We start from the raw sequence: 21,288 nt of genomic DNA, 5'->3' as shown, positions 1-21,288 counted from the left end.
GCGAAGGGGCGCTATATATAATTTATTTGAGTTTTTAATAATAGTAATAAAGATAAATGTTTAGGAGGTTATTGTATGGCAACAGTTTTCAAAATGGATGTTAATAGAAGAGATTCAAGTATCAAGGCAAAGAAATTTAGAAATGAAAAATTAATTCCAGCAGAAGTATACGGGCCAGCTTTAAAGGAAAACAAACATATAAATATTCCATATAAAGAACTGGAGAGTATGTTAGAAAAAGTTTCTGAGACTACTTTGATTGAACTTAATGTAAAGGGAGAAGATAGCGAAGAAAAAATTACTTGCTTCGTAAAATCTGTTCAAAGGCATAAAGTATCTGACCAGCCTATTCATGTAGATTTTTATGTTCCAGAAGAAGGAAGAAAAATGCATTTGAGAATACCTTTAGAATTTGAAGGAGAACCTCTTGGAGTTACGCAAGGCGGGTATTTAAACACCTACGTTCATGAAATACCTGTAGCTATTCTCCCCTCAGATATCGTTGATTCAATAAAGGTGGATATCTCTGCGTTAAAACTAGGTGAATCTTTATCCGTTTCAGATATTAAAAATCTTCTTCCAAAAAGTGCAGAATCACTTCTTGAAGACGAAGAACTTGTCATTAGTGTAGTTGAACCGAAAGCTGCAGAAGTGACTGAAGAAACGCAAGAAGAAGAAATAACCGAACCTGAAGTAATCCAAGAAAAATCAGCACAAGATATGAAGGAAGAATAAAAAGTGAGAAATTTGGTAATAGGTTTAGGAAATCCTGGCCCGCGTTATGTTTTTACAAAACATAACGTGGGTTTTTTAGCTTTAGATAAATATGAAGAAAACAAAAAAAATATATCGAATATTAAAAAAATATCCGGTAAGAATTTTGAAGGCTTTGCTATAGAAAACGATATTTTCATCAAACCGTTAACTTATATGAATGCCAGTGGAGAAGTGTTACCATACGTTTTTAAAAAATTTGGTAAAATAGAGGAAAGTTTATTAATAATTTACGATGATATTTGGTTAAACTTGGGCGAAATACGTATAAGGAAAAGCGGTTCTGACGGGGGACATAATGGATTAAAATCAATAATAGGTATTTTAAAAAGTACCGATTTTCCCAGGATAAGAATAGGTATCAACAATGGATACGAGCATGGATCCGGAAATTTGGCAAACTACGTTTTAAGCCCTTTTACACAAGAAGAATGGATTATATTGGACAAAGTACTTGACTATGTTACTACATCGATAGATTTGATTTTAGAAGGCAGAATAAACGAAGCGATGAATAAATTTAACAAAAAGATAATTTAGAACAAAGTTGGAGGAATGAAATAAAGCAATGGAAGAAGAAAAGACAATGCTAGTTAGTAAAGCTCTGGAAGAAATCAGAATAGCAATATTGGAAGAAGATAAATTAAGTGAAATTTTTTTTGAAGATTTTGAAACCGATAGAAATATTGGAAAAATCTTTTTGGGTATAATTGAAAATAGGGTTCCGAGTTTGGAGGCTTTTTTTGTAAATATTGGATTAGGAAAGAATGGTTTTCTCAGATACAGAGATGTTCTTGATGATCCTAATCATTATAACGTTGGAGACAAAATTCTAGTCCAGGTAAGAAAAGATGGAGGAACAAGAAAGGGGCCTCAACTTTCTATGCAAACAAGTTTGCCTGGTAAATATTTAGTATACATCCCAAATTCTAATGAAGGTATTGGGATATCTAGAAAAATTCTCCAAGAAAAAGAAAGAATAAGATTGAGGCAAATAGCAAAAGAGATTCTAAGGGATAACGAATCTATCATATTTAGAACGAATTCTGAAGGAATCGATGAAAAAGAAGTAGAAGCAGAATTAAGCGAAATGCGAAAAATATATAACAGTATTTTACAAAGATTTCAATCTCAAAAAAATCCTGGAGTTTTATACGAAGAAAGTGATTTTCTAGAGTACATATTAAGGGAACGATTGGATTCAAAAACAAAAAAAATAATCACAGATGACAGACAAATTTTTAGAAAAATAAAAAAAAGTTTGAAAGGTTTTGAACTAAAACCCAAAGTTGAGTTTGTAAGAGGAGATGTTTTTCAGATCCATAATATATACCATCAAATGGAAGAGATCTTTACAAAGAAGATCGAACTGTCAGGTGGAGGTACCATTACTATAGATAGAGCAGAAGCTTTAACCGCCATTGATGTAGATTCTGCTGGAAATTTGGAAGGAAAGAATATTGAGGAAACTTCGTTTATTACAAACATGGAAGCGGCCAAAGAAATAGCCCGACAATTGAAATTAAGAAATATTGGAGGAATGATCGTTGTAGATTTTATTGATATGAAAGACTCTTCACATAAAAAGACGATTATCAATATTCTTAAAGAAGAATCAAAAAAAGATAAATCAAAAGTTACCATACTAGGATTCACAAACATGGGGCTTTTAGAAATTATTAGAAAAAGAACTACACAACCTTTGGATACCAACGTGTATTCCCAATGTCCATTATGTCATGGAACAGGTAAAATCATAGCCCCCTCTCTAGTACACGGAAGATTGATAAAAGAATTATTATCTTCGATCAAGGAAATAAAAAAAGACAGAATAAAAGTAATAGAAATAAATGCATTTCATAATCTTTCAGGTTATTTAACCCCATCTTTAACTGAAGAACTGGAAAAACAGTTAAACGTAAAATTAGAGGTGTCTTTTAACTGGCAAAACCCTAATTCTTACGGTATTAAATACAAAAAATGATTTGTTTGCAAGAAAGTGGTGACATCCTATGTTAAAGAAAATATTGATTTTTGTAATAATCACTCTCTCTATCTTTTTTTTCGTTTCTGGAATATACCTTTCTAATTCGAAAATCAGCGATACTGTTGATTTTTTAAGTAGTACCTATGTTAACCAAAAGGAGCCATTAATACAGTATCTTTCAGATACGCAAGAAGTTAGATCGACCAATAGTCAATCTTTCTTCAAAAAGATTGATGAAAAGGGGACATATTTAACAAAAATAAGTCAAATAAGTAATAATGAATATGTTTCTCTAGCAGTTAAAGGAAACCAATACTTTTTATACTTCTTGGACGAAGCGGGCAGTATAAAAAAAGAAATATTTATAGAAAGCGGCCAAGTACATATAAACGATTTTGTTTTTTTCAACAATACTTTCACTTTCGTGGGACAAAAAAACGGTAAGCCTTATATTTTAAACATCTCAAAGACCGGAGAAACAAACTGGTCTCTCGTTATAAATTATCAGGGAGCATTAAACACAATAAAAAACACATCAGGAAGTTATGTCGTTGGAGGATGGGTAATAGAAAATACTAATAGTCAAGCGTACATCTCTGAAGTAAACCTTTCGGGAAAGAAAATTTGGGAAAACATGTATGGAAGAGATAGAGAAGAAAAAATTGTTGATTTAGTAATCGATAATAATAGAATTATAACGGTAGGTACGTCTAATTCTAACCCACAAAAACAAAACGATTTATTAATATTATTATATAGTAGAGAAGGAACTTTACTTTTTTCAGATGAATATGGATATACTACCTTCCACGAAAATCCAAATAGCATAGTCCAAGATAATGAAGGGAATATATACATAGGTGGATACATTACCACTCTAAACGAAAAAGAGTGGAAAGGTTTTATAATGAAGATATCAAAAGAGCTTGAACAAAAAGATACTCTCGAAGTTGAATACTTTGAAACATTATCGATAAAATCTCTTTCGAGGCTTGAAGAAGTAAAATTTTATAATGATCAAATTTATTTGTTGGGAGTTTGCGTTGATAATTGGCCAGATTACGATCTGTTTTTGAGAATTATAAATCCCAACGGGGTATTAATTGAACAGAAAATTTATGGCAATAACGATCAAGAATTAATATATTCTTTTGAAATATTACCAGCAGGGGAAATTTTAGGTACAGGGCAGGTAAAAGATTCAAATAATCAAGTTTATCCTCTAATAATAAAAACTGATTCATCGTACTCAATACCCCAAAAAGAAAAACCATAAATCTAAATCAGTATCAACGAAAGGAGAATATAACAATTGAAACCATCCACGGTAAAATACCTATCAGAAAAAATTATGGATTCAGGAGAAATACCTCTCTTATGGGGACATTTTGGTGTAGGTAAAACGGATATTGCTAAGGAGATAGCAGAAGAGACGGGAAGAGAATTAATCATATTGATCATCTCTCAGATGGAACCAGGGGATCTAATTGGGCTACCTTCGAGAGACTCAGAAAAAACGGTTTTTTTAAAACCTGACTGGTGGCCAAATAAAGATGAAGTAATAATAATGATCGACGAAATTAACAGGGCACACAGATCTATAAGAAATGCGATCATGCAGTTATTGATAGACAGAAGAATACATAACCATGTACTACCGACTGGAGCATGGATCATGGGAGCCGCTAACCCTCCTGATGAAGAGTACGATCAAGTAGATTTGATAACTGATCCTGCCTTCATGTCAAGATTCTTTCATTTAGAATTGTCTCCAGATGTTGATGATTGGGTAAACTGGGCTTCACAAGAACATGTAAAAAGAGAAGTTATTTCTTTTATCAAAGAATATCCTGAATATCTTTCTTCCGATAATATAGTATCTATGAGACTCAATTTAAGGCCCAGCCCCAGGAGTTGGTATAAATTATCCAATGTTTTGTCTAATTTATCTGAAGATGATCTGAAAAAATATGGGTACGTCATTGCTGCCTCAATAGTTGGATCGGAAGCAGCCAGGACATTTTTGTCTCATTTAGAGAATAAAGTTGAACTACCTAATCCCAAAGATTTACTAATAGAAGGCAAAAATCTTGAAAGAATCGAGAAATTGACCAACGAAGAAAAGGTAAGTCTGATTTTAAGAATAAATAATTATTTTGAATCGTTAAAAGAGGAAGAGATAGAACAATTATTATCTGATGGAAATCAAAAAACAATCGCAGAAAATATAAAGAACATAAGCGAGTTCGTACCTAAAGATGCTATGTTCTCTGTATTAAGATTTCTAAACGAAATGGTAGAAAAAAATAAAGGATTAAAAAAAGCCTTTTACGATAAACTTTTAGAAGAAATTGCCATTAAACTAGGAGATTCCACTTGGATGGAAGGAATTTAGAATGGATGATATACTTCAAAACGCTTGGATAGAACTGGAGAAAGAAAGCTTATTTTTTTCTTACTTGAGGATGAATTTTGATTCCTTGCCAACCACTTCTGTAAGGACTATAAAGGTTTCAATAACTCCTCAAGGGAAATTTAGATTGTTGTATAATCCCAATCGTTTAAAAAATATTGGTTTAATATTAACCAAAGGAATATTAAAACATGAGATTTACCATATAATATTTGGACACATATTCATAAAACCCAAAAATAAAAGGGAAAGAGGTATTTGGGATTTAGCAATGGATGCAGCGGTAAACCAATATATCACAGAATTAGATGTATTTGCAGAACCTTTAGATGTAATGGTAGCGGAAGGACATGCCCCAGACAACGAATTCTTTTTTGTTACCGCTCCTATGAACCTCTTAAATAAAACGGCAGAAGAATACTATAGATACGCAATGGATTTATTAGAAAAAAACAAGATGATCGATGTAGAAGAGATACTAGAAAAAAGGGAGAACAACCTCGATTCACACGACTTTTCGTCTGATATTCCAGAAGAAATGGCATTTGATATTGTTAGCGAGTTTGTTACAAAAGCCTACGATAAAAGCAAAAACAATCTTCCCGATGGTATAGAATTAGCGGTTTCTCTTATGGTAACGAAACCTTTCTTTAATTGGGAAACGATGTTAAGAAGATTTTTTGGCAGTTCTATAGTCGTCGAAAAATACAGGACCCTAATGAAACCAAATCGAAGATATGAGGATCAACCAGGTTGGAGATCAAAAATGGGACCAAATATTGCAATAATAATCGATACTAGTGGTTCCATTATAGAAGAAGAATACAATGCTTTTTTCAGTGAAGTAGAAAATATTTCAAAAAATCTTGGGGGAAAAGTCACCCTAATCCAAGCAGACAGTCATATCCAAAATATCATGACCTATAACAAAGGAAACTGGAAGGAACTAGTTTTAAAAGGTAAAGGTTCAACTAACATGCAACCTGCGGTTGATTACGTTGAGGAAAATTTAAGACCCGAAGGCATAATCATATTCACAGACGGTTGGGTTGAAGTACCAAATGTACAACGAAGGATTCTCTTCATCTTGTCAAAAAAACATAATCCTGATTTTATAAATGATGTGATAGAATATTATGGAAAGAACAGTATTGCAATTATCAGCTAACCGTTAGGAGGAGTATTTATGGCCAAAAAAATGAAAAGTTTAGGGGGAAGATCTCTTTCAAAAAAAACTGGCAGCAAAAACGATATGAACAAAATGCTTCAAGAAGCCCAAAGAGCTCAAGCTGAAATGCAAGATGAATTAGATAAGCTAGATGAAGAATTATCTAACGTAGAGGTAGAAGCTACTGCGGGAGGTGGCGTTGTAAAGGTTGTGGCAACGTGCGATATGAGAATAAAAGACATAGTTATATCTGAGGAAGTTGAAGATGAAGATATAGACACCTTAAAAGATCTTATAATAGCTGCTTCAAATGAAGCTATAGAAAAGGCTAATAAACTTAAAGAGGAAAAGACCAACGAGATTTCACAAAAGTTTTTAGGAACCCTTCCTAACTTTGGGGCTTGAAAAAAATTAACTTTTTCTTTTCAAAAAAGCATAATTTTATATGTACAATATAATTAAGAGAAAAAAATAACAAACATTTTGAATTCTTCTGAGTTGAAATCATGATGGGATGCTGGACAAAAAGCTAAACAAATCTTACGATTTTTAAAGAAAGCACTAAAATTTATTAGGAGGTGTTGTATAAATGGCAGTAAAAATCGGAATAAACGGTTTTGGAAGAATAGGTAGATTAGTTTTTAGACAGTTGGTTGAAAACCCAAACTTTGAGGTAGTGGCAATAAACGATCTTACAGATTCAAAAACCTTAGGGACACTTTTAAAATACGATTCCGTTCATGGAACATTCAAAGGAACTGTTGAGATAGTTGATAATGGTTTAAAGGTCAATGGAAAAGAGATCAAGGTTTTCGCAGAAAAAGATCCAAGCAATCTTCCATGGGCTGATTTAGGTGTCTCAATTGTTATTGAATCTACAGGTGTATTTAGAAATAAAGAAAAGGCTTCCGCACATCTAAAGGCTGGTGCTAAGAAAGTTATAATAACCGCTCCAGCAAAAGGTGAAGTAGATGCAACGATAGTTATGGGGGTAAATGACGATATCCTCACTCCACTGATGGAAGTTGTTTCAAACGCATCTTGTACAACAAACTCAATTGCACCAGTTATAAAAGTTTTAAACGACAAATTAAAAATTAAAAGAGGTTTGCTAACCACCGTTCATTCATTTACAAACGATCAAAGGGTTTTAGATTTACCACACAGTGATTTAAGAAGAGCAAGAGCAGCTTCTCTTAATATCATCCCAACAACAACCGGAGCTGCAAAGGCCGTTGGATTAGTAATTCCAGAACTCAAAGGTAAATTAGATGGAATGGCTTTGAGAGTTCCTACACCAGATGGATCTATCACAGATTTAACCGTTGAAGTAGAAAAACCAACAACCGTTGAAGAAGTAAATAAAATGATAAAAGATGCCGTTGAAAACGAATTGAAAGGTATCTTTGGGTACAATGAAGAGCCAATTGTTTCTTCTGATATTGTTGGTTCAACTGTTGCAGGAATATTCGATGCTACATTAACAAATGTAATGGATGGAACTTTTGTAAAAGTCTGTGCGTGGTACGACAACGAAAACGGATACTCAGCAACCGTTGTGAAACTGATTGAAAAATTAGCTAAGATGCTGTAATTGCAATAAAAAAGAGGGGATTTAATCCCCTTTTTCTTTAAAGTAGATGTAAATATAGGGGGTGTCAATATGGAAAAATTAACTATAAAAGACGTTGAGTTAAAAGGCAAAAAGGTCATAATGAGAGTTGATTTCAACGTTCCTATAAAAGATGGAAAGATAACCGATGAAACCAGAATTAAAGCTGCTCTGAACACAATTAAATACGCCTTGGACAAAGGAGCAAAAGTAATATTACTATCTCACTTAGGACGTCCCAAAGGTGAAAAGGACCCTCAATTTTCTCTAAAACCAGTAGCCGAAAGATTAGGAGAGTTATTAAATACTAACGTTTATTTTGTAGATGAAACCAGAGGGTCAAAAGTTGAAGAGGCTGTTTCAGAGTTAAAAGAAGGTGAAGTATTAGTTCTTGAAAATACAAGATTTGAAAAAGGTGAAACTAAAAACGATCTCGAACTTGCAAAATATTGGGCTTCTTTAGCGGATCTTCATGTTAATGATGCTTTTGGAACGGCTCATAGAGCGCATGCTTCAAATGTTGGAATTGCAAACTTTATCCCAAGTGTTGCAGGATTTTTGATGGAAAAAGAGATCGAATTTTTGCAAAAAGCCGTTGAAAACCCTGAAAAACCTTATGTAGTAATCCTGGGTGGTGCTAAAGTATCCGACAAAATAGGGGTAATAAATAATTTGTTGAATAAAGCTGATAAGATATTAATCGGCGGGGCAATGATGTTTACTTTCTTAAAAGCCTTAGGTAAAAACGTTGGTTCTTCGCTGGTAGAAGAAGATAAACTCAATGTTGCAAAAGAAATATTAGAAAACTCGAAAGCAAAAGGTGTTGAGATTGTTTTACCTGTTGATACTGTTATCGCCCAAAAAATAGAAGCAGGTGTTGAAAAGAAAACCGTAAAAATAGATGATGGGATTTCTGAAGGTTGGATGGGATTAGATATTGGAGCCGAAACCATTTCATTATTTAAAGAAAAAATTTCTGATGCTAAAACAATTGTTTGGAATGGCCCTATGGGAGTTTTTGAAATAGATGATTTTGCTTTCGGTACAAAAGAAGTTGCTCATGTAATTGCAGAAGTAACCAAAAAAGGTTGTATAAGTATTATAGGTGGAGGAGATTCTGCAGCTGCTGCTGAAAAATTTGGTTTGGCTAGCGAATTTTCCCACGTTTCAACTGGCGGAGGCGCTTCTTTAGAGTTTTTAGAAGGTAAAGAATTGCCGGGTATCTCTTCAATATCCGAAAAAAAAAATCTGAATGAAAGAAAATTCATTCTCGCCGCAAATTGGAAGATGAACAAGACAAATACAGAGGCAGCCGAATTTGTGTCAAAACTTGTAGGACAGATAAAAACTGAAGATAAATTTGAAGTTATTGTTTGCCCCCCTTACACAGCTCTTGAGAAGGTTAGAGATATCACAAGCAGTTCAAACATAAAAGTAGGTGCCCAAAATGTTTATTATGAAGATAAAGGTGCCTATACCGGCGAGATCTCAGTTAATATGCTGAAAGATATAGGAGTGGAATATGTAATTCTTGGTCACTCTGAGAGAAGACACATCTTTAAAGAAAGCGATGGCCTCATAAACAAGAAGCTCAAAAAAGTAATAGTATCCGGACTAACACCCATACTATGTGTGGGTGAACAGTTAGAAGAACGTGAAAAGGGTTTAACGTTCAACGTTGTAGAAAGACAGATTAAAGAAGCTCTTTATGGTCTAACTGAGGAAGAAGCAAGAACAATCGTAATCGCCTACGAACCTGTGTGGGCAATTGGAACAGGAAAAGTTGCAACCCCTAACCAAGCCCAAGAAGTTCATGAGTTTATTAGAGACCTTTTGAAAGATATCTTCAACGAAGAGTTTGCTGAAAATACCGCTATACTGTATGGTGGAAGCATAAAACCAAACAATTATTTGGGTCTTTTTGGAAAACCAGATATAGACGGCGGTTTAGTTGGAGGTGCCTCCTTAACTGAAGACTTCGTGGAGCTTGCCAATATTATGAAAGAAATTATCGAATAAGCCACCCTAATGGGTGGCCTTTTTATATATTTTTTGGTTTTTATGTTAAAATTATTATAGTAGAAAATTAGAAAATTGGGATAATGTGGTTCGGTTTGTAAAGAGGAAGGAGGGGGGCACGATGATTACTTATAAATCATTAAAAAACGTTCCCGCGAGTGTTGTAATCGAACTTGTTAATGAAGTGTTTAAAGACTATGTTTTCCCAGTGAATTGGAATTTGGAGAGTTTTGAAAAAGATGTGAAAGAAAACTCTATTTCCTTGGAAAATTCTTTTATAGCTTTTTCTGATGGCATACCTGTAGGATTTAGCATTATATCAATAAGAAAAGATGTTGGAAGAATTGATTCAATTGGAGTAAAAGAAGAATTTAGGGGAAAAGGATTGGCCTCTGAAATCATCTTTCGTACCATTGAAACACTAAAATGGAAAGAGATAGAGAGGATAATTTTAGAAGTTGCCCAAAGTGATGAAAGGTCTATAAGATTTTATAATAAACATGGTTTTAGAGCAAAAAGAGAGCTGGCTTCTTTCTTTAAGGAAAAAGATCAACCAACAAATACTCATTTTAAATACGAACAAACTACTTCAGATGTGATCTACGAAATGGCTACTGAAGCAAAATTTAAATTTAAAAGAAAACTAAACTGGCAAAGAGAGCCTATAACCATAAAACTTAGCGAAAACAGATACAACTATGAAATCATATGCGACAACAATAAAAAATGCGGCTACGTGGCATGGGGATTCAACAAAGATAACTGTTACATAGTCGATGCCTCCCCTATTGAAGAGGGTTACACTTTCAATGCAATAATTGAAGATATTACATGTAAACTTTTAAAAATAAAAGATAGAATTGTCTTAGTCTCGGTTCCAGAAGATGATCCCTTGTACAAAGCTTTAATTGACAATAATTATTCTATATTCATAAAACAAATAGAAATGGAAAGAATCATTCATTGATTAATTTAGGCTCTATTTGAGCAAATTCATCAATATTCATTTCGTCGTTGATAGATACGAAATAACAAAATTTATAATTTTCCTTTGTTTCTAATTTTAGGTGATGTTTATCTTTTCCAACCTCAAGTGTAAAAATGAACTCACTTCCATTTTTTATGAGATCGTAAGATACATATTTTTCACTATTAGCTTTTAGCGCGTAAAAAACAAAAAATAGATTCTTGTTTCCTCTTTTGTAGCCGATCTCAGTTGCCAATTGAGGTAGTTGATTATTAAACTTGTGGTATAGGGTTTTCATTAGCAATTTCTCTTTCAAAGAAATCAATATATATCCTCCCTCCTGTAGGTAGGTTAATCTACTTTTAACTGTAAAGTTATACAGTTTTCATTCGATTATACCATATTTAAAAGGAATCAGCAAAATTTTATGACACAATTTTTAAGGTTGTTTTAATTATTAAAAGATATCATGAAAGTATTACTATTTTGGCTTGCTAAAATAGTAAAAATCTTTCTTAACAATTGAGAATGAAACCCTGTTTGCATCACTGGGTAAGAAAATTTTTTAAAATAAAATTAGGTTTTGGGGTTCTTAAGGGGCTTGCCCTTAACGATCAACATTAAAAATTATCAAACCAGAGGAGGTCCAAAATGAAAAAACTTTTAGTTGTACTTGGTATTCTTGTAGTTCTCTCTGTATCAATATTCTCAGAGTCAGTGGCATATTTAACTTCACAGGACGGGCAGCAAATATACGAATCTTACTTTTTGGAATTAGACCAATTGATGGGGGAGTATCATAATACATTATTAAATATTTTGAGTCAAAATCCCCAATACGATCAGTATTTTAACAAACCAATAGATCTAATAAGTATAACAGACGTTTTGATAGAATACAAAGCCATGGAAAAGTTTTTAAACGATAATGGAATAACATTGGACGCAGCGAAGATTTCGCAAGAGACAGATCGGATGTACAATCAATACATTGGGAGTGAGAACACAAGACAAATTTTCTTACAGTTTTTTGAAAAGGAAGAATATTTTCGCGGATTCATAAACAGCCTAGTGTATAGAAACGAGGTGATCAACGAATTAAGAAATTACTTCTCCAATTTTTCTGAAGAAGAACTGTCAACCTATGTTTCTAATAATTTTGAAAATTTCAAAAGCCAATTTGACGAAGTTAAAATCAGTCGGATTGTAACTGCAGATGAAAACACAGCCAATAGCATTAAGTCTGAAATATTGCAAAATAAGATCTCTTTCACTCAAGCAGCTTCAGAAAACTCTTTAGACACTCAAACTGCTTCAGTTGGTGGCTTGGTAGGATGGGTAAAACGTGGAGATATTTATGAAAACATAATTGAAGCGTCATTATCTTCAGCTCCTGGTGAAATAATTGGTCCAATAAGTTCTTCCTTGGGGTACCAGATAGTGCGAATCGAAGACAAAAAGATATATGAATCCCCGGAGGAATTATTACTGGACAACGATATAAGAAATAAATTAACTACCAACTACGTGGACTACCAGATTACCAATTGGTACGATCCATATATGTCTAATTATGACTTTGTAACTTCATACAAACCCTTAGAAATAGCATATGATATTTATAAAGCTCAATCTTATGATGACTTAGGAAATGTTGAAAAAAAGTACCGTAATACAATATTAAACGATAATGAGTTACCTGAAGAGTGGTATGTCTCTTATATTTTCACTGTTGAAAACCTACTTCCTATGAAAATTTCTCAAAAAAATGACCTTGAGAGTTATTCGAATATAGCTCAATCATACCCAGAGTTTCTTGAATACAGCAAGGATGAAATAAATAATCAGATAGAGCATTATCGTCAGCTCAAAGGCACCGTCGAATCAACAGACCTTCGTAATGAAGCGGCACAAAAAGAATTTGCTTTAAGTGAACTAGCTCATTTACAAGACACCTACGGGATCTTCACACAGCAAGAAATCCAAAGCGAATATGATAAATTATATAGCGATATTGAACAAATGAACATCGCACTGGAAAGTTCTCTTTTAACCTTAAGAGAAATGAATCCAGATTCCATAGAGATTATAGGAAGACTATACCAAGTTAAACCTGACGATCCTAATGTAGCTTTTGACTATTATTCAACAGTTTATTCCTACATTTTAAACTACTATAATTCAACGGGTGACATTGAATCGGTAAGGAAAGATTTGGAAACAATCAAAGATACCTTGAATTCATTAAATACAGAAAGCCTTGATAAAGAGAGGGTAAATCAAAGGCAGCAAATACTCGAAAACATAGACCAACTTTTAAATCAATAAAGACTTTAAGTTAAAAATAACCTGGTAAAGTTTTAACACTTTACCAAATTTTTCATTCAGGAGGGAAACATGAATTCAATAAGAGTCGTTAGAGCCTCTTTAATTGCTGCATTATATGTTGTTCTTTGTATAATCTTTCAACCTATCAGTTTCGGCCCTATACAGGTTCGAATTGCAGAAGCCTTTGTAATTCTGCCTTTTCTTGATCCTGCATTCATTCCCGGCATCTATGTAGGTGCGTTGTTGGCCAATATAATAGGTGGTTTGGGTGCTTGGGATATCTGGTTTGGAAGTTCATTGACCTTGATAGCGGGAGTTATAACTTGGAAAATGCCAAATGAGTATTTAGCTCCTCTCCCTCCTATATTGATTAACGCCTTTGGGGTGTCCGCTTATTTAGCTCCATTGTATGGAGTACCATATTTCTTTTCTGTACTTTGGGTAGGAGTTGGAGAAGCTGTTGCAACGTATATTATAGGGCTTCCCATATTAAAGGTATTCAAGAAAAATTTCTACAAAAGGAGTGAAAAAGATGAATAAAAAACCATTTATAGTCGATACAACTTTAAGAGATGGTCAACAATCTTTAATCGCAACGAGATTAAAAATGGAAGATTTTGAAGATCAATTAATAGACTTCGATCAAGTTGGATATTATTCGATGGAAGTATGGGGTGGAGCCACGTACGATTCATGCGTAAGATACCTCAACGAAGATCCATGGCAAAGGCTAAAAACTATAAGAGAAAAATTAAAAAATACCAAAATCCAAATGCTTCTAAGAGGGCAAAATTTAGTTGGATACCGAAATTATGCCGACGACGTGGTAGAATTATTTGTTAACAAAGTAGCCGACTACAAGATGGACATCATAAGGGTTTTCGATGCTTTAAACGATATTCGCAACTTGGAAAAATCCATAGAGGTTGCAAAAAGAAGAAATATACACGTTCAAGGAGCTATATGTTACACCATTAGTCCTGTTCATAATCTACAGTATTATTTAAATTATACAAAAGAATTAATAGAAAGGGGCGTCGATTCAATTGTTATAAAAGACATGGCAGGTTTGTTAAAGCCAAAAGATGCATATGATTTGGTAAAAGAAATCAAGAAGAAATTCGACATCCCGGTTGATATTCATTCTCATGCAACAACCGGTCTTGCCTCTATGGCTTATTTTGCGGCAGTAGAAGCCGGTGCAGATATTCTAGACTTAGCGTTAAGCCCTTTTGCTAATGGCACATCTGAACCCGCCATTGAGCCCTTTGTCTACACATACGACTTGGATGTAAACACAAAAACAATAATGAGATTGGTTGACCATTTTTGGAAAGTAAGATCAAAATACAGTGAATACGACGTCAAGATGGAATCAATAGATGCCAGAATATTAAATGCTCAAATCCCTGGAGGTATGCTTTCTAATTTAATTTCTCAATTAAAACTCCAAAAAGCGGAAGATAAATTAAACGATGTTCTACAAGAAGTACCTAGGGTTCGCAAGGATTTGGGATATCCTCCTTTGGTAACTCCTACTAGTCAAATCGTCGGAGTCCAAGCGGTTCTAAATGTATTAACAGGTAAAAGATATTCGATGATAACCAACGAAGTAAAAAATTATTTGAAAGGTCTTTATGGAAAACCTCCTGCCCCAGTAGACAAAGAATTATACAAATTAGCTTTGGACAATGAAAAGCCCATCGATCATAAACCGGCAGATGATTTGGAGCCAGAGCTAGAAAAAGCAAAAAAAGAAATAGGAATATTAGCTCAAAATGAAGAAGACTTATTAACCTATGTTCTATTCAAAGAAGTTGGTAAAAAATTCTTAAAAAATAAATATGTTCGTTCTCTTAATATCGATCTAAACTTGGCTGAGAGCTTTCAAAAAGAAGATACTGTCATTTATCCTATTTGAATTTTTGAGCAAAATTTTTAAAAACTAAGATTTTCGCTTGTAATCGGAAATAATTCTTGATAATCCCCTCTAATCGGTTTTAATCACCAATAATTATGATTGGAAAATGTACATTCATTTGTTATAATTATTTTAGTAAAAACGTTTCCATAAAGAAAAAAACACTCAAAAGGGGGTATCAAGATGAAAAAAGGTTTAATTTTAACTTTGGTAATGTTGGTAGGAGCACTTTCGCTATTTTCACAAAAGTTAACCGTCTGGTCTTCAGAAAAACAAGTTGATTTTATGAAAAGAATCGGTCAGGAGTTTACTAGGGACACTGGTATAGTTGTCGAAGTACAAATGGTTAATTTCGGAGATATCAAGTCAAAATTTCTAACCGCAGCACAGGCAGGAGAAGGTCCTGATATAATAGTCGGAGCTAATGATTGGGTTGGAGAATTAGCATTAAATGGTTTACTCGAACCTATTCCAAAATCTGCCATTGAACTTGACAAATTTGCTCCATCAGGAATTCAAGCATTCACATATGAAGGTAAATTGTATGGATTGCCCTACGCTATCGAAGCAGTTGGATTATTATACAACAGGGATTATGTAAGCGACGATGAAGTTCCAACAAATATAGACGAGCTAATGGCTTTAGCAAAAGAGTTAACAACAGATGAAACGGTTGGTTTTGCTGTTGTTCCTAACGATTTTTATCAAACTTATGGTTTCTTTAGCGGATACGGTGCATATGTGTTTGGATACGATCCTCAAACTGGTTACGATATAACCGATATTGGATTGAACAATGAAGGAGCCATAAAAACTGGATATCTTTTAAAAAGTTTCTTCGACGAAGGTATAATGCCTCAAGGTATGGGATACACTATTATGGATTCCATGTTTACAGATGGGTTAATTGCGATGATGATAAACGGTCCATGGTCCGTAAAAACATATATAAATGCGGGTATAGACTTTGGAGTAGTTCCACTAACAAGCATAGAGGTTGAACCAGGTAAACCGATGAGACCTTTTGTTGGTTCGCAAGGAATGATGATCAATTCAAGATCAGAAAACAAGGCGTTTGCTATGGAATTTGTAATCAATTACTTAGCAACAGCTGAAGGAATATATCAATTTTATATAGCTGACCCGAGAGGTCCTTCAAGATTGGATGTAGCAAAAATAGTAGATGAACAAGGCGGGCCAGTACCTGGTGACATGGTTGCTGCCTTTACAGAAAGCGCCGCAGGGGGTATACCAATGCCTAATATACCAGCAATGCAATCTGTATGGCAACCTATGAGTGATGCTCTAAACAACATTATAAACGGAACACAAACACCAGAAGATGCTCTTAACGATGCCGTTTCAAAGATAAAAGCTGCTTTAAAACTTTAAATTTTTGATCTTTTAAGATTAAAATATAACAAGTTTAACCAATAAAAAGGGGAGGTTATCCCCTCTCCTTTTTTTAAAGCGAAAATTTTTGGGAGGGGCACTCATGAACAAATTCACTACGTTTTTAATATGGATATTCATTGGGGTGATGAATGCACTCCTAGTATGGGCAATACTTCTTCTATTCATACTTGCCAACTATGGATTGGCCGTAGTTATAAGTATTTTTCTTGTATTGACAGATTGGGCGATTTTTTCTAAAAAAGCTTACCCCTATAGGTATACATTACCTGCTCTGCTTTTTCTCTTTATTTTAACTATATATCCAATTTATTATACAATAGATACCTCATTCACCAATTACGGGACAGGACATTTATTCACTAGAACTAACGCTATTGATACTCTCCTCACAGATCCCACGTACTACTTTGAACCGGAAAATCCTAAAACCTATGATTTCAAAGTATTCGTCAGATACGATGAGCAATACAAACCAACCGAAGACTTTTTATTACTTTTATATGACGAAAAAAATATGTATTTATCCGAAAAACCCGTAACTTTAGAGTACGATTCGAGAGGTAACCTAATATATGCCGAATCAGAATTGTTCCCAGTTGAAAGAGATCAAATAACTGTAAACAATGCCACTTACAAAATAATACGCCCCACGGAAAGTTTAGGAACCAGTGGAAATGATTCAATAATGGCCATTGAAAAAGATGGAGAAATCAGATACACGTATTTTTATTCTCCAGTTGATCCACTTACCTCCACTAATTCAGCATTTTACAACTCTGTATTGAGACAAAATTATTTGAAGTCTTTAAATTTGGTGCTGAAAGGTCAAAACTTCCGTCTCTCTAGTTCAACAATATTCAAAAAATTTTCAGAAGCCTATAGGGTTTACGATACATCGGTTAAGGCTATAGTTGACGGAGAAAGAGAGATATACAAAACAGTTTTGGTGAACACGCTTACCAACAAAGAATTAGTTGAAAGAGACTTTGCTTTTTGGGATTACAATGAGAATGGTGAATTGTACAGATTAATAGGATACAAAGACTATATAGGTGGAGAAAACTTTGCAAAAATAATAACCGATCCAAGAATTTCTGGACCATTTTTTAAAATTTTCGGTTGGAATTTTGCCTACGCAGGTTTAAGTGTTTTATTCACTTTTGTAGTAGGACTCGCATTTGCTCTAGTGCTAAACGATGTAAACCTAAAAGGAAAAGTAGTGTACCGAACTTTACTAATAATACCGTGGGCGATACCAGCTTTTATTTCTGTGTTGGTTTGGAGAAATGGATTCTTCAACGAAACGTACGGGGTCATCAACAAATTCCTAATGGGAAGTTTAGGGATAGAATCCGTAAAATGGCTGAACGATCCATTTTGGGCAAAAGTGGCGATATTGATAACGAATACGTGGCTGGGATTTCCTTACATGATGACCATAAGCCTTGGTGCCTTACAAAGTATTCCAGGTGAATTATACGAAGCAGCCGTTATAGATGGTGCCACCAGATGGAAACAGTTCAAACAGATTACATTACCGCTTTTGATGGTTGCTGTTGCTCCATTACTCGTTATGAGTTTTGCCTTCAATTTCAATAATTTTACATTAATCTATCTACTTACAGGTGGTGGACCAGCAATGGCAGGGACGAGCACACCAGCGGGTTCAACAGACATATTGATATCATACGTATATAAATTAGCCTTTGAAGGGTCACATGGGCAAGACTTTGGATTTGCCTCTGCTATTTCGATGATCATATTCGCAATAATAGCAGTATTTAGCTACTTTAACTTTAGATTCTCAGGTTCATTCGAAGAGGTGAGTAGATAATGGCCATGATCGAAAAGAAAAATTACACTTTAAGGCATATCATACTAATAATCTGTGTTGTTGTAATACTATTTCCCTTTGTCTGGTTGATATCTACATCGATAAGAAGAGATAATGCTGCCTTTTCTACAAAACTTTTTTCGAACAGATTGACTGTAAATAATTATAAGGATTTAATACTTCAAACTCCAAATGTTCCTGAGTTAATAAACGAACTCAATTCTCTTAGCTCGTATGTCGGAGGATACAGTGGGCTATCTACATCAGAAGCACAAAACAAAGCAACGAAGTACATATCCAGTTTGGAAGGATATTTTACCGAAACTCAAAAGAACTTCGATGATTTAGAAAGCTCGTATAATGAGATATTCACAATTTATGAAACTCAGAATAAAGACCAATTTTTTAACAAAATAAACAACATAAGAAAAGAAGATTATCAAACCTTACAAGAAGAGTTAACCACAGTATTAAATCTATCCCAAAGCATGGGAATAAACGTTGACCCTACACAATTGCAAACGTTGCTAAGTGAGTATTTTACTCAAAGAAAAGAAATAATAACTAACTGGGAAAAAAGTTCTTTGAATAAAGATAGTGAATATTATATAGAAACGGTAAATACGATACTACAAATACCTCTGAAAACTTCTGCTTGGAGGGTAAGAACATATAGAAGATGGGTGAAAGAAGAACCCGAAGCTGAAAGGTTTGAGGAAAGCATTTTATCATTGTCTGAAAGATGGGATTCAATTGAAACAGAAATAGAAAAGGTACAAGAAGATATTCAATTACAAGCCAACGAATTATATGGTCAGTCCATAAGTCAAATATCCCAATTAGAAGCAGAATTAAACAATATAAATTCACAAATATCCCAAATCAATTCACAGCAGTCCCTTTTAGAAAGACAAAACAGTGAAATATACAACAGCCTATCTGCGTTGTTTGATATATTCATAGTCGAAAAAGAACGGTTAAATGCTGCTTATAACATATTAAGTGGACAAGACTTAACGAATGTTAAAGGAAAGACACCATTATTTGGGGAAGACAAATCTTTTTACGATAACGTTCAAAAATCTTTCCAGATTTTTCCTCTTGCTTTCGAGGATTTAAATTCTATCGACATGTTCATAGAAAATGGATTTGTAGAAACCCTCGCACTTTTCACTAAAGTCTATCAATTTTTAAACGATAACTTCACAAAAATATACGCCATAAAAGATTCAAAATCAATTTTACCAGGTTATCAATCGGCAAAAAGTTCGACTTTAAAGCTTTCTGAAAACATAGATGAATTGCTTGCATTAACATCACAATACAGTTCAAATACTCAGCAATTAGCCCAATACAGTGCCCAGTTAAATACTTTAAGAGAACAAAAGAACGAAATTCAAACAACGCTTACCCAACTCAAACAAGAAAATGAAGAAATGTTGAGTAACTTAAAAAAGATACAAAACATTCCTTTTTTGTTAGTTTATTTGGAAAGTGCCAATCAAGAAATATCTAACAACTTTGAATCAGTAAATTACGCATCTTTCGTGAGTTCAAAATATTATCCGTATTTTACTCCCGATCGTAACAGATACGTATTAATGAATTGGTACAACAATCTGTTGGAATCAAAACGAAGGTTCGACCAAGGAAGAGAAAAGTTAACGGTTATCCAAAATCAAATGGAAGAAAATATTAATATATTTAAAACAAATCTCACTGAATATCTTACTTTGAATCAAGGTGGTAATGTCACAACTATAATACCGCTTTCAGAGATTCAAAAACTTTACAACACACAATATGGTAAGGCTTCTGCAGATATAGCCCGTGCTTCGAGGATAGTAAGTGATTTATCGAATTACATAGATTCTCCCGAATTAAAGTCCAAACTTAGGAATATTGATAAAGATCTTTACTTGTTGCAACAAGATTGGTCAGCAAAAATAAGAAAACCGTTCATGCGTTGGCTTCTAAATTCCATAATGGTAGCAGGTATAACCTCAGTATTAACGGTTTTAATAACCTCCATTGCAGCATATCCCTTTTCGAGAATGAGATTTGTAGGAAGAAAGCAGGGATTATTCTTCTTGATGATAATTCAGATGTTCCCAGCAGTAATGTTTATGATAGCAATTTATGGCATATTGAAATTTATGGGTGATTATTTTGGAGTATTGGGTTTGGATTCCTTGGATGGATTGATCTTTGCATACATGGGAGGAATCGCATACAACATGTGGTTGTTCAAGGGTTACTATGACACTATCCCAGATTCTTTGGAAGAATCCGCAATGATAGACGGTGCTACGAGGTTCCAAACCTTTTGGAGGATCGTTTTGCCTCTATCTTTACCTATAATAGCGGTTGTTATGATACTTACCTTCATGAACATATTCAACGAGTTTGTTATGGCAAGGATAATATTACAAAGCGAATCAAATTATACCTATGCCGTTGGATTACAATCGTTCTCGTCAGGACCTTACGAAACAGAGTGGGGATTGTTCACCGCAGCCTCACTATTGGGAGCCATTCCTATGGTAGTTCTATTCTTGTCTCTCCAAAAATGGATAATAGGAGGATTAACACAAGGTTCTGTAAAAGGTTAATCATTACGAAAAAAGGAGACATGCAAAACACATGTCTCCTTTTTTAAGGTGCGCCCAGCATGGGCAATAGCTAAGCGGTGAAAGTCCTATAAATTATGTTGAACCGTATTTTAGCGGGATTGTTATTCCGCCTTAGTGTAGTTATAATAATAATCACCAGGCCAAATTGGATTATTTATCAAGAAAAAAAGAAAAGAGAGAAGGAAAAAAAAAGAAAGAGGAAGAAAAAGAGGAAAA

17 protein-coding genes are annotated in these 21,288 nt (G+C 34.0%); 16 read left to right on the top strand and 1 reads right to left on the bottom strand.

Annotation, left to right across the window (positions count from 1 at the left end; translation table 11 throughout):
* The first annotated feature begins 75 nt into the window (after positions 1 to 75).
* The 10 genes from AA80_RS07280 to AA80_RS07235 all read left to right on the top strand — a co-directional run bounded on the left by AA80_RS07280 (position 76) and on the right by AA80_RS07235 (position 10,940).
* A complete protein-coding gene (locus tag AA80_RS07280; RefSeq protein ID WP_103877131.1) occupies positions 76 to 735 on the top strand; it encodes a 50S ribosomal protein L25 in 660 nt (219 codons plus the stop codon).
* A gap of 3 nt (positions 736 to 738) precedes the next feature.
* Positions 739 to 1,314 carry an aminoacyl-tRNA hydrolase gene (gene pth, locus AA80_RS07275; RefSeq protein ID WP_103877130.1) on the top strand — a complete coding sequence of 192 codons (576 nt, stop codon included), beginning with the start codon at positions 739 to 741 and terminating at the stop codon, positions 1,312 to 1,314.
* A 28-nt stretch (positions 1,315 to 1,342) separates the two neighbouring features.
* A complete protein-coding gene (locus tag AA80_RS07270; protein ID WP_103877129.1) occupies positions 1,343 to 2,758 on the top strand; it encodes an Rne/Rng family ribonuclease in 1,416 nt (471 codons plus the stop codon).
* 28 nt (positions 2,759 to 2,786) lie between these two features.
* Positions 2,787 to 4,037: a hypothetical protein gene (locus tag AA80_RS07265; protein ID WP_103877128.1), complete on the top strand. Its 1,251-nt coding sequence runs from the start codon at positions 2,787 to 2,789 to the stop codon at positions 4,035 to 4,037.
* Positions 4,038 to 4,073: 36 nt separating this feature from the next.
* On the top strand, positions 4,074 to 5,156 hold the full coding sequence (locus tag AA80_RS07260; RefSeq protein ID WP_103877127.1) for an AAA family ATPase: 1,083 nt from the start codon (positions 4,074 to 4,076) through the stop codon (positions 5,154 to 5,156).
* A 1-nt stretch (position 5,157) separates the two neighbouring features.
* On the top strand, positions 5,158 to 6,342 hold the full coding sequence (locus tag AA80_RS07255) for a vWA domain-containing protein (RefSeq protein ID WP_103877126.1): 1,185 nt from the start codon (positions 5,158 to 5,160) through the stop codon (positions 6,340 to 6,342).
* A gap of 18 nt (positions 6,343 to 6,360) precedes the next feature.
* On the top strand, positions 6,361 to 6,747 hold the full coding sequence (locus AA80_RS07250; RefSeq protein ID WP_103877125.1) for a YbaB/EbfC family nucleoid-associated protein: 387 nt from the start codon (positions 6,361 to 6,363) through the stop codon (positions 6,745 to 6,747).
* 184 nt (positions 6,748 to 6,931) lie between these two features.
* Positions 6,932 to 7,936: a type I glyceraldehyde-3-phosphate dehydrogenase gene (gene gap, locus AA80_RS07245; RefSeq protein ID WP_103877124.1), complete on the top strand. Its 1,005-nt coding sequence runs from the start codon at positions 6,932 to 6,934 to the stop codon at positions 7,934 to 7,936.
* A gap of 69 nt (positions 7,937 to 8,005) precedes the next feature.
* On the top strand, positions 8,006 to 9,973 hold the full coding sequence (gene tpiA / locus AA80_RS07240; protein ID WP_103877123.1) for a triose-phosphate isomerase: 1,968 nt from the start codon (positions 8,006 to 8,008) through the stop codon (positions 9,971 to 9,973).
* Between the two features lie 121 nt (positions 9,974 to 10,094).
* The gene (locus tag AA80_RS07235) at positions 10,095 to 10,940 is read left to right on the top strand and encodes a GNAT family N-acetyltransferase (RefSeq protein WP_103877122.1); all 846 of its coding nucleotides are present in this window, start codon (positions 10,095 to 10,097) and stop codon (positions 10,938 to 10,940) included.
* On the opposite strand, the gene AA80_RS07230 is transcribed toward AA80_RS07235, so the two are convergent.
* A complete protein-coding gene (locus tag AA80_RS07230; RefSeq protein WP_103877121.1) occupies positions 10,930 to 11,265 on the bottom strand; it encodes a hypothetical protein in 336 nt (111 codons plus the stop codon). The two genes, AA80_RS07235 and AA80_RS07230, sit on opposite strands and share 11 nt — an antisense overlap.
* Before the next feature lie 326 nt (positions 11,266 to 11,591).
* Here AA80_RS07230 and AA80_RS07225 point away from each other — a divergent pair, with 326 nt between their 5' ends.
* From AA80_RS07225 to AA80_RS07200, 6 genes are all read left to right on the top strand, one after another.
* Positions 11,592 to 13,268 carry a peptidylprolyl isomerase gene (locus AA80_RS07225; RefSeq protein ID WP_103877120.1) on the top strand — a complete coding sequence of 559 codons (1,677 nt, stop codon included), beginning with the start codon at positions 11,592 to 11,594 and terminating at the stop codon, positions 13,266 to 13,268.
* 69 nt (positions 13,269 to 13,337) lie between these two features.
* The gene (locus AA80_RS07220; RefSeq protein WP_103877119.1) at positions 13,338 to 13,808 is read left to right on the top strand and encodes a QueT transporter family protein; all 471 of its coding nucleotides are present in this window, start codon (positions 13,338 to 13,340) and stop codon (positions 13,806 to 13,808) included.
* Positions 13,801 to 15,189 carry a pyruvate carboxylase subunit B gene (locus AA80_RS07215; protein WP_103877118.1) on the top strand — a complete coding sequence of 463 codons (1,389 nt, stop codon included), beginning with the start codon at positions 13,801 to 13,803 and terminating at the stop codon, positions 15,187 to 15,189. The genes AA80_RS07220 and AA80_RS07215 overlap by 8 nt, the downstream gene beginning before the upstream one ends.
* Positions 15,190 to 15,372: 183 nt before the next feature.
* Positions 15,373 to 16,581, top strand: a complete 1,209-nt coding sequence (locus AA80_RS07210) for a sugar ABC transporter substrate-binding protein (RefSeq protein WP_103877117.1) — start codon at positions 15,373 to 15,375, stop codon at positions 16,579 to 16,581.
* A 103-nt stretch (positions 16,582 to 16,684) separates the two neighbouring features.
* On the top strand, positions 16,685 to 18,439 hold the full coding sequence (locus AA80_RS07205) for an ABC transporter permease subunit (RefSeq protein ID WP_103877116.1): 1,755 nt from the start codon (positions 16,685 to 16,687) through the stop codon (positions 18,437 to 18,439).
* The gene (locus AA80_RS07200; RefSeq protein WP_199177871.1) at positions 18,439 to 21,051 is read left to right on the top strand and encodes an ABC transporter permease subunit; all 2,613 of its coding nucleotides are present in this window, start codon (positions 18,439 to 18,441) and stop codon (positions 21,049 to 21,051) included. The genes AA80_RS07205 and AA80_RS07200 overlap by 1 nt, the downstream gene beginning before the upstream one ends.
* Positions 21,052 to 21,288: the final 237 nt, after the last annotated feature.

The sequence above is a fragment of the Petrotoga sibirica DSM 13575 genome, assembly GCF_002924625.1.
Classification (GTDB): domain Bacteria; phylum Thermotogota; class Thermotogae; order Petrotogales; family Petrotogaceae; genus Petrotoga; species Petrotoga sibirica.
The sequence above is the reverse complement of the archived record's forward strand: the minus strand, read 5'-3'. Positions and strand labels throughout refer to the sequence as shown.

Coding starts and splice junctions, on each gene's coding strand:
- AA80_RS07250 (WP_103877125.1), top strand. CDS start 6,361: ATGGCCAAAAAAATGAAAAGTTTAGGGGGAAGATCTCTTTCAAAAAAA.
- AA80_RS07200 (WP_199177871.1), top strand. CDS start 18,439: ATGGCCATGATCGAAAAGAAAAATTACACTTTAAGGCATATCATACTA.
- AA80_RS07220 (WP_103877119.1), top strand. CDS start 13,338: ATGAATTCAATAAGAGTCGTTAGAGCCTCTTTAATTGCTGCATTATAT.
- tpiA (WP_103877123.1), top strand. CDS start 8,006: ATGGAAAAATTAACTATAAAAGACGTTGAGTTAAAAGGCAAAAAGGTC.
- AA80_RS07235 (WP_103877122.1), top strand. CDS start 10,095: ATGATTACTTATAAATCATTAAAAAACGTTCCCGCGAGTGTTGTAATC.
- AA80_RS07225 (WP_103877120.1), top strand. CDS start 11,592: ATGAAAAAACTTTTAGTTGTACTTGGTATTCTTGTAGTTCTCTCTGTA.
- AA80_RS07255 (WP_103877126.1), top strand. CDS start 5,158: ATGGATGATATACTTCAAAACGCTTGGATAGAACTGGAGAAAGAAAGC.
- AA80_RS07265 (WP_103877128.1), top strand. CDS start 2,787: ATGTTAAAGAAAATATTGATTTTTGTAATAATCACTCTCTCTATCTTT.
- gap (WP_103877124.1), top strand. CDS start 6,932: ATGGCAGTAAAAATCGGAATAAACGGTTTTGGAAGAATAGGTAGATTA.
- AA80_RS07210 (WP_103877117.1), top strand. CDS start 15,373: ATGAAAAAAGGTTTAATTTTAACTTTGGTAATGTTGGTAGGAGCACTT.
- AA80_RS07205 (WP_103877116.1), top strand. CDS start 16,685: ATGAACAAATTCACTACGTTTTTAATATGGATATTCATTGGGGTGATG.
- AA80_RS07280 (WP_103877131.1), top strand. CDS start 76: ATGGCAACAGTTTTCAAAATGGATGTTAATAGAAGAGATTCAAGTATC.
- AA80_RS07270 (WP_103877129.1), top strand. CDS start 1,343: ATGGAAGAAGAAAAGACAATGCTAGTTAGTAAAGCTCTGGAAGAAATC.
- AA80_RS07215 (WP_103877118.1), top strand. CDS start 13,801: ATGAATAAAAAACCATTTATAGTCGATACAACTTTAAGAGATGGTCAA.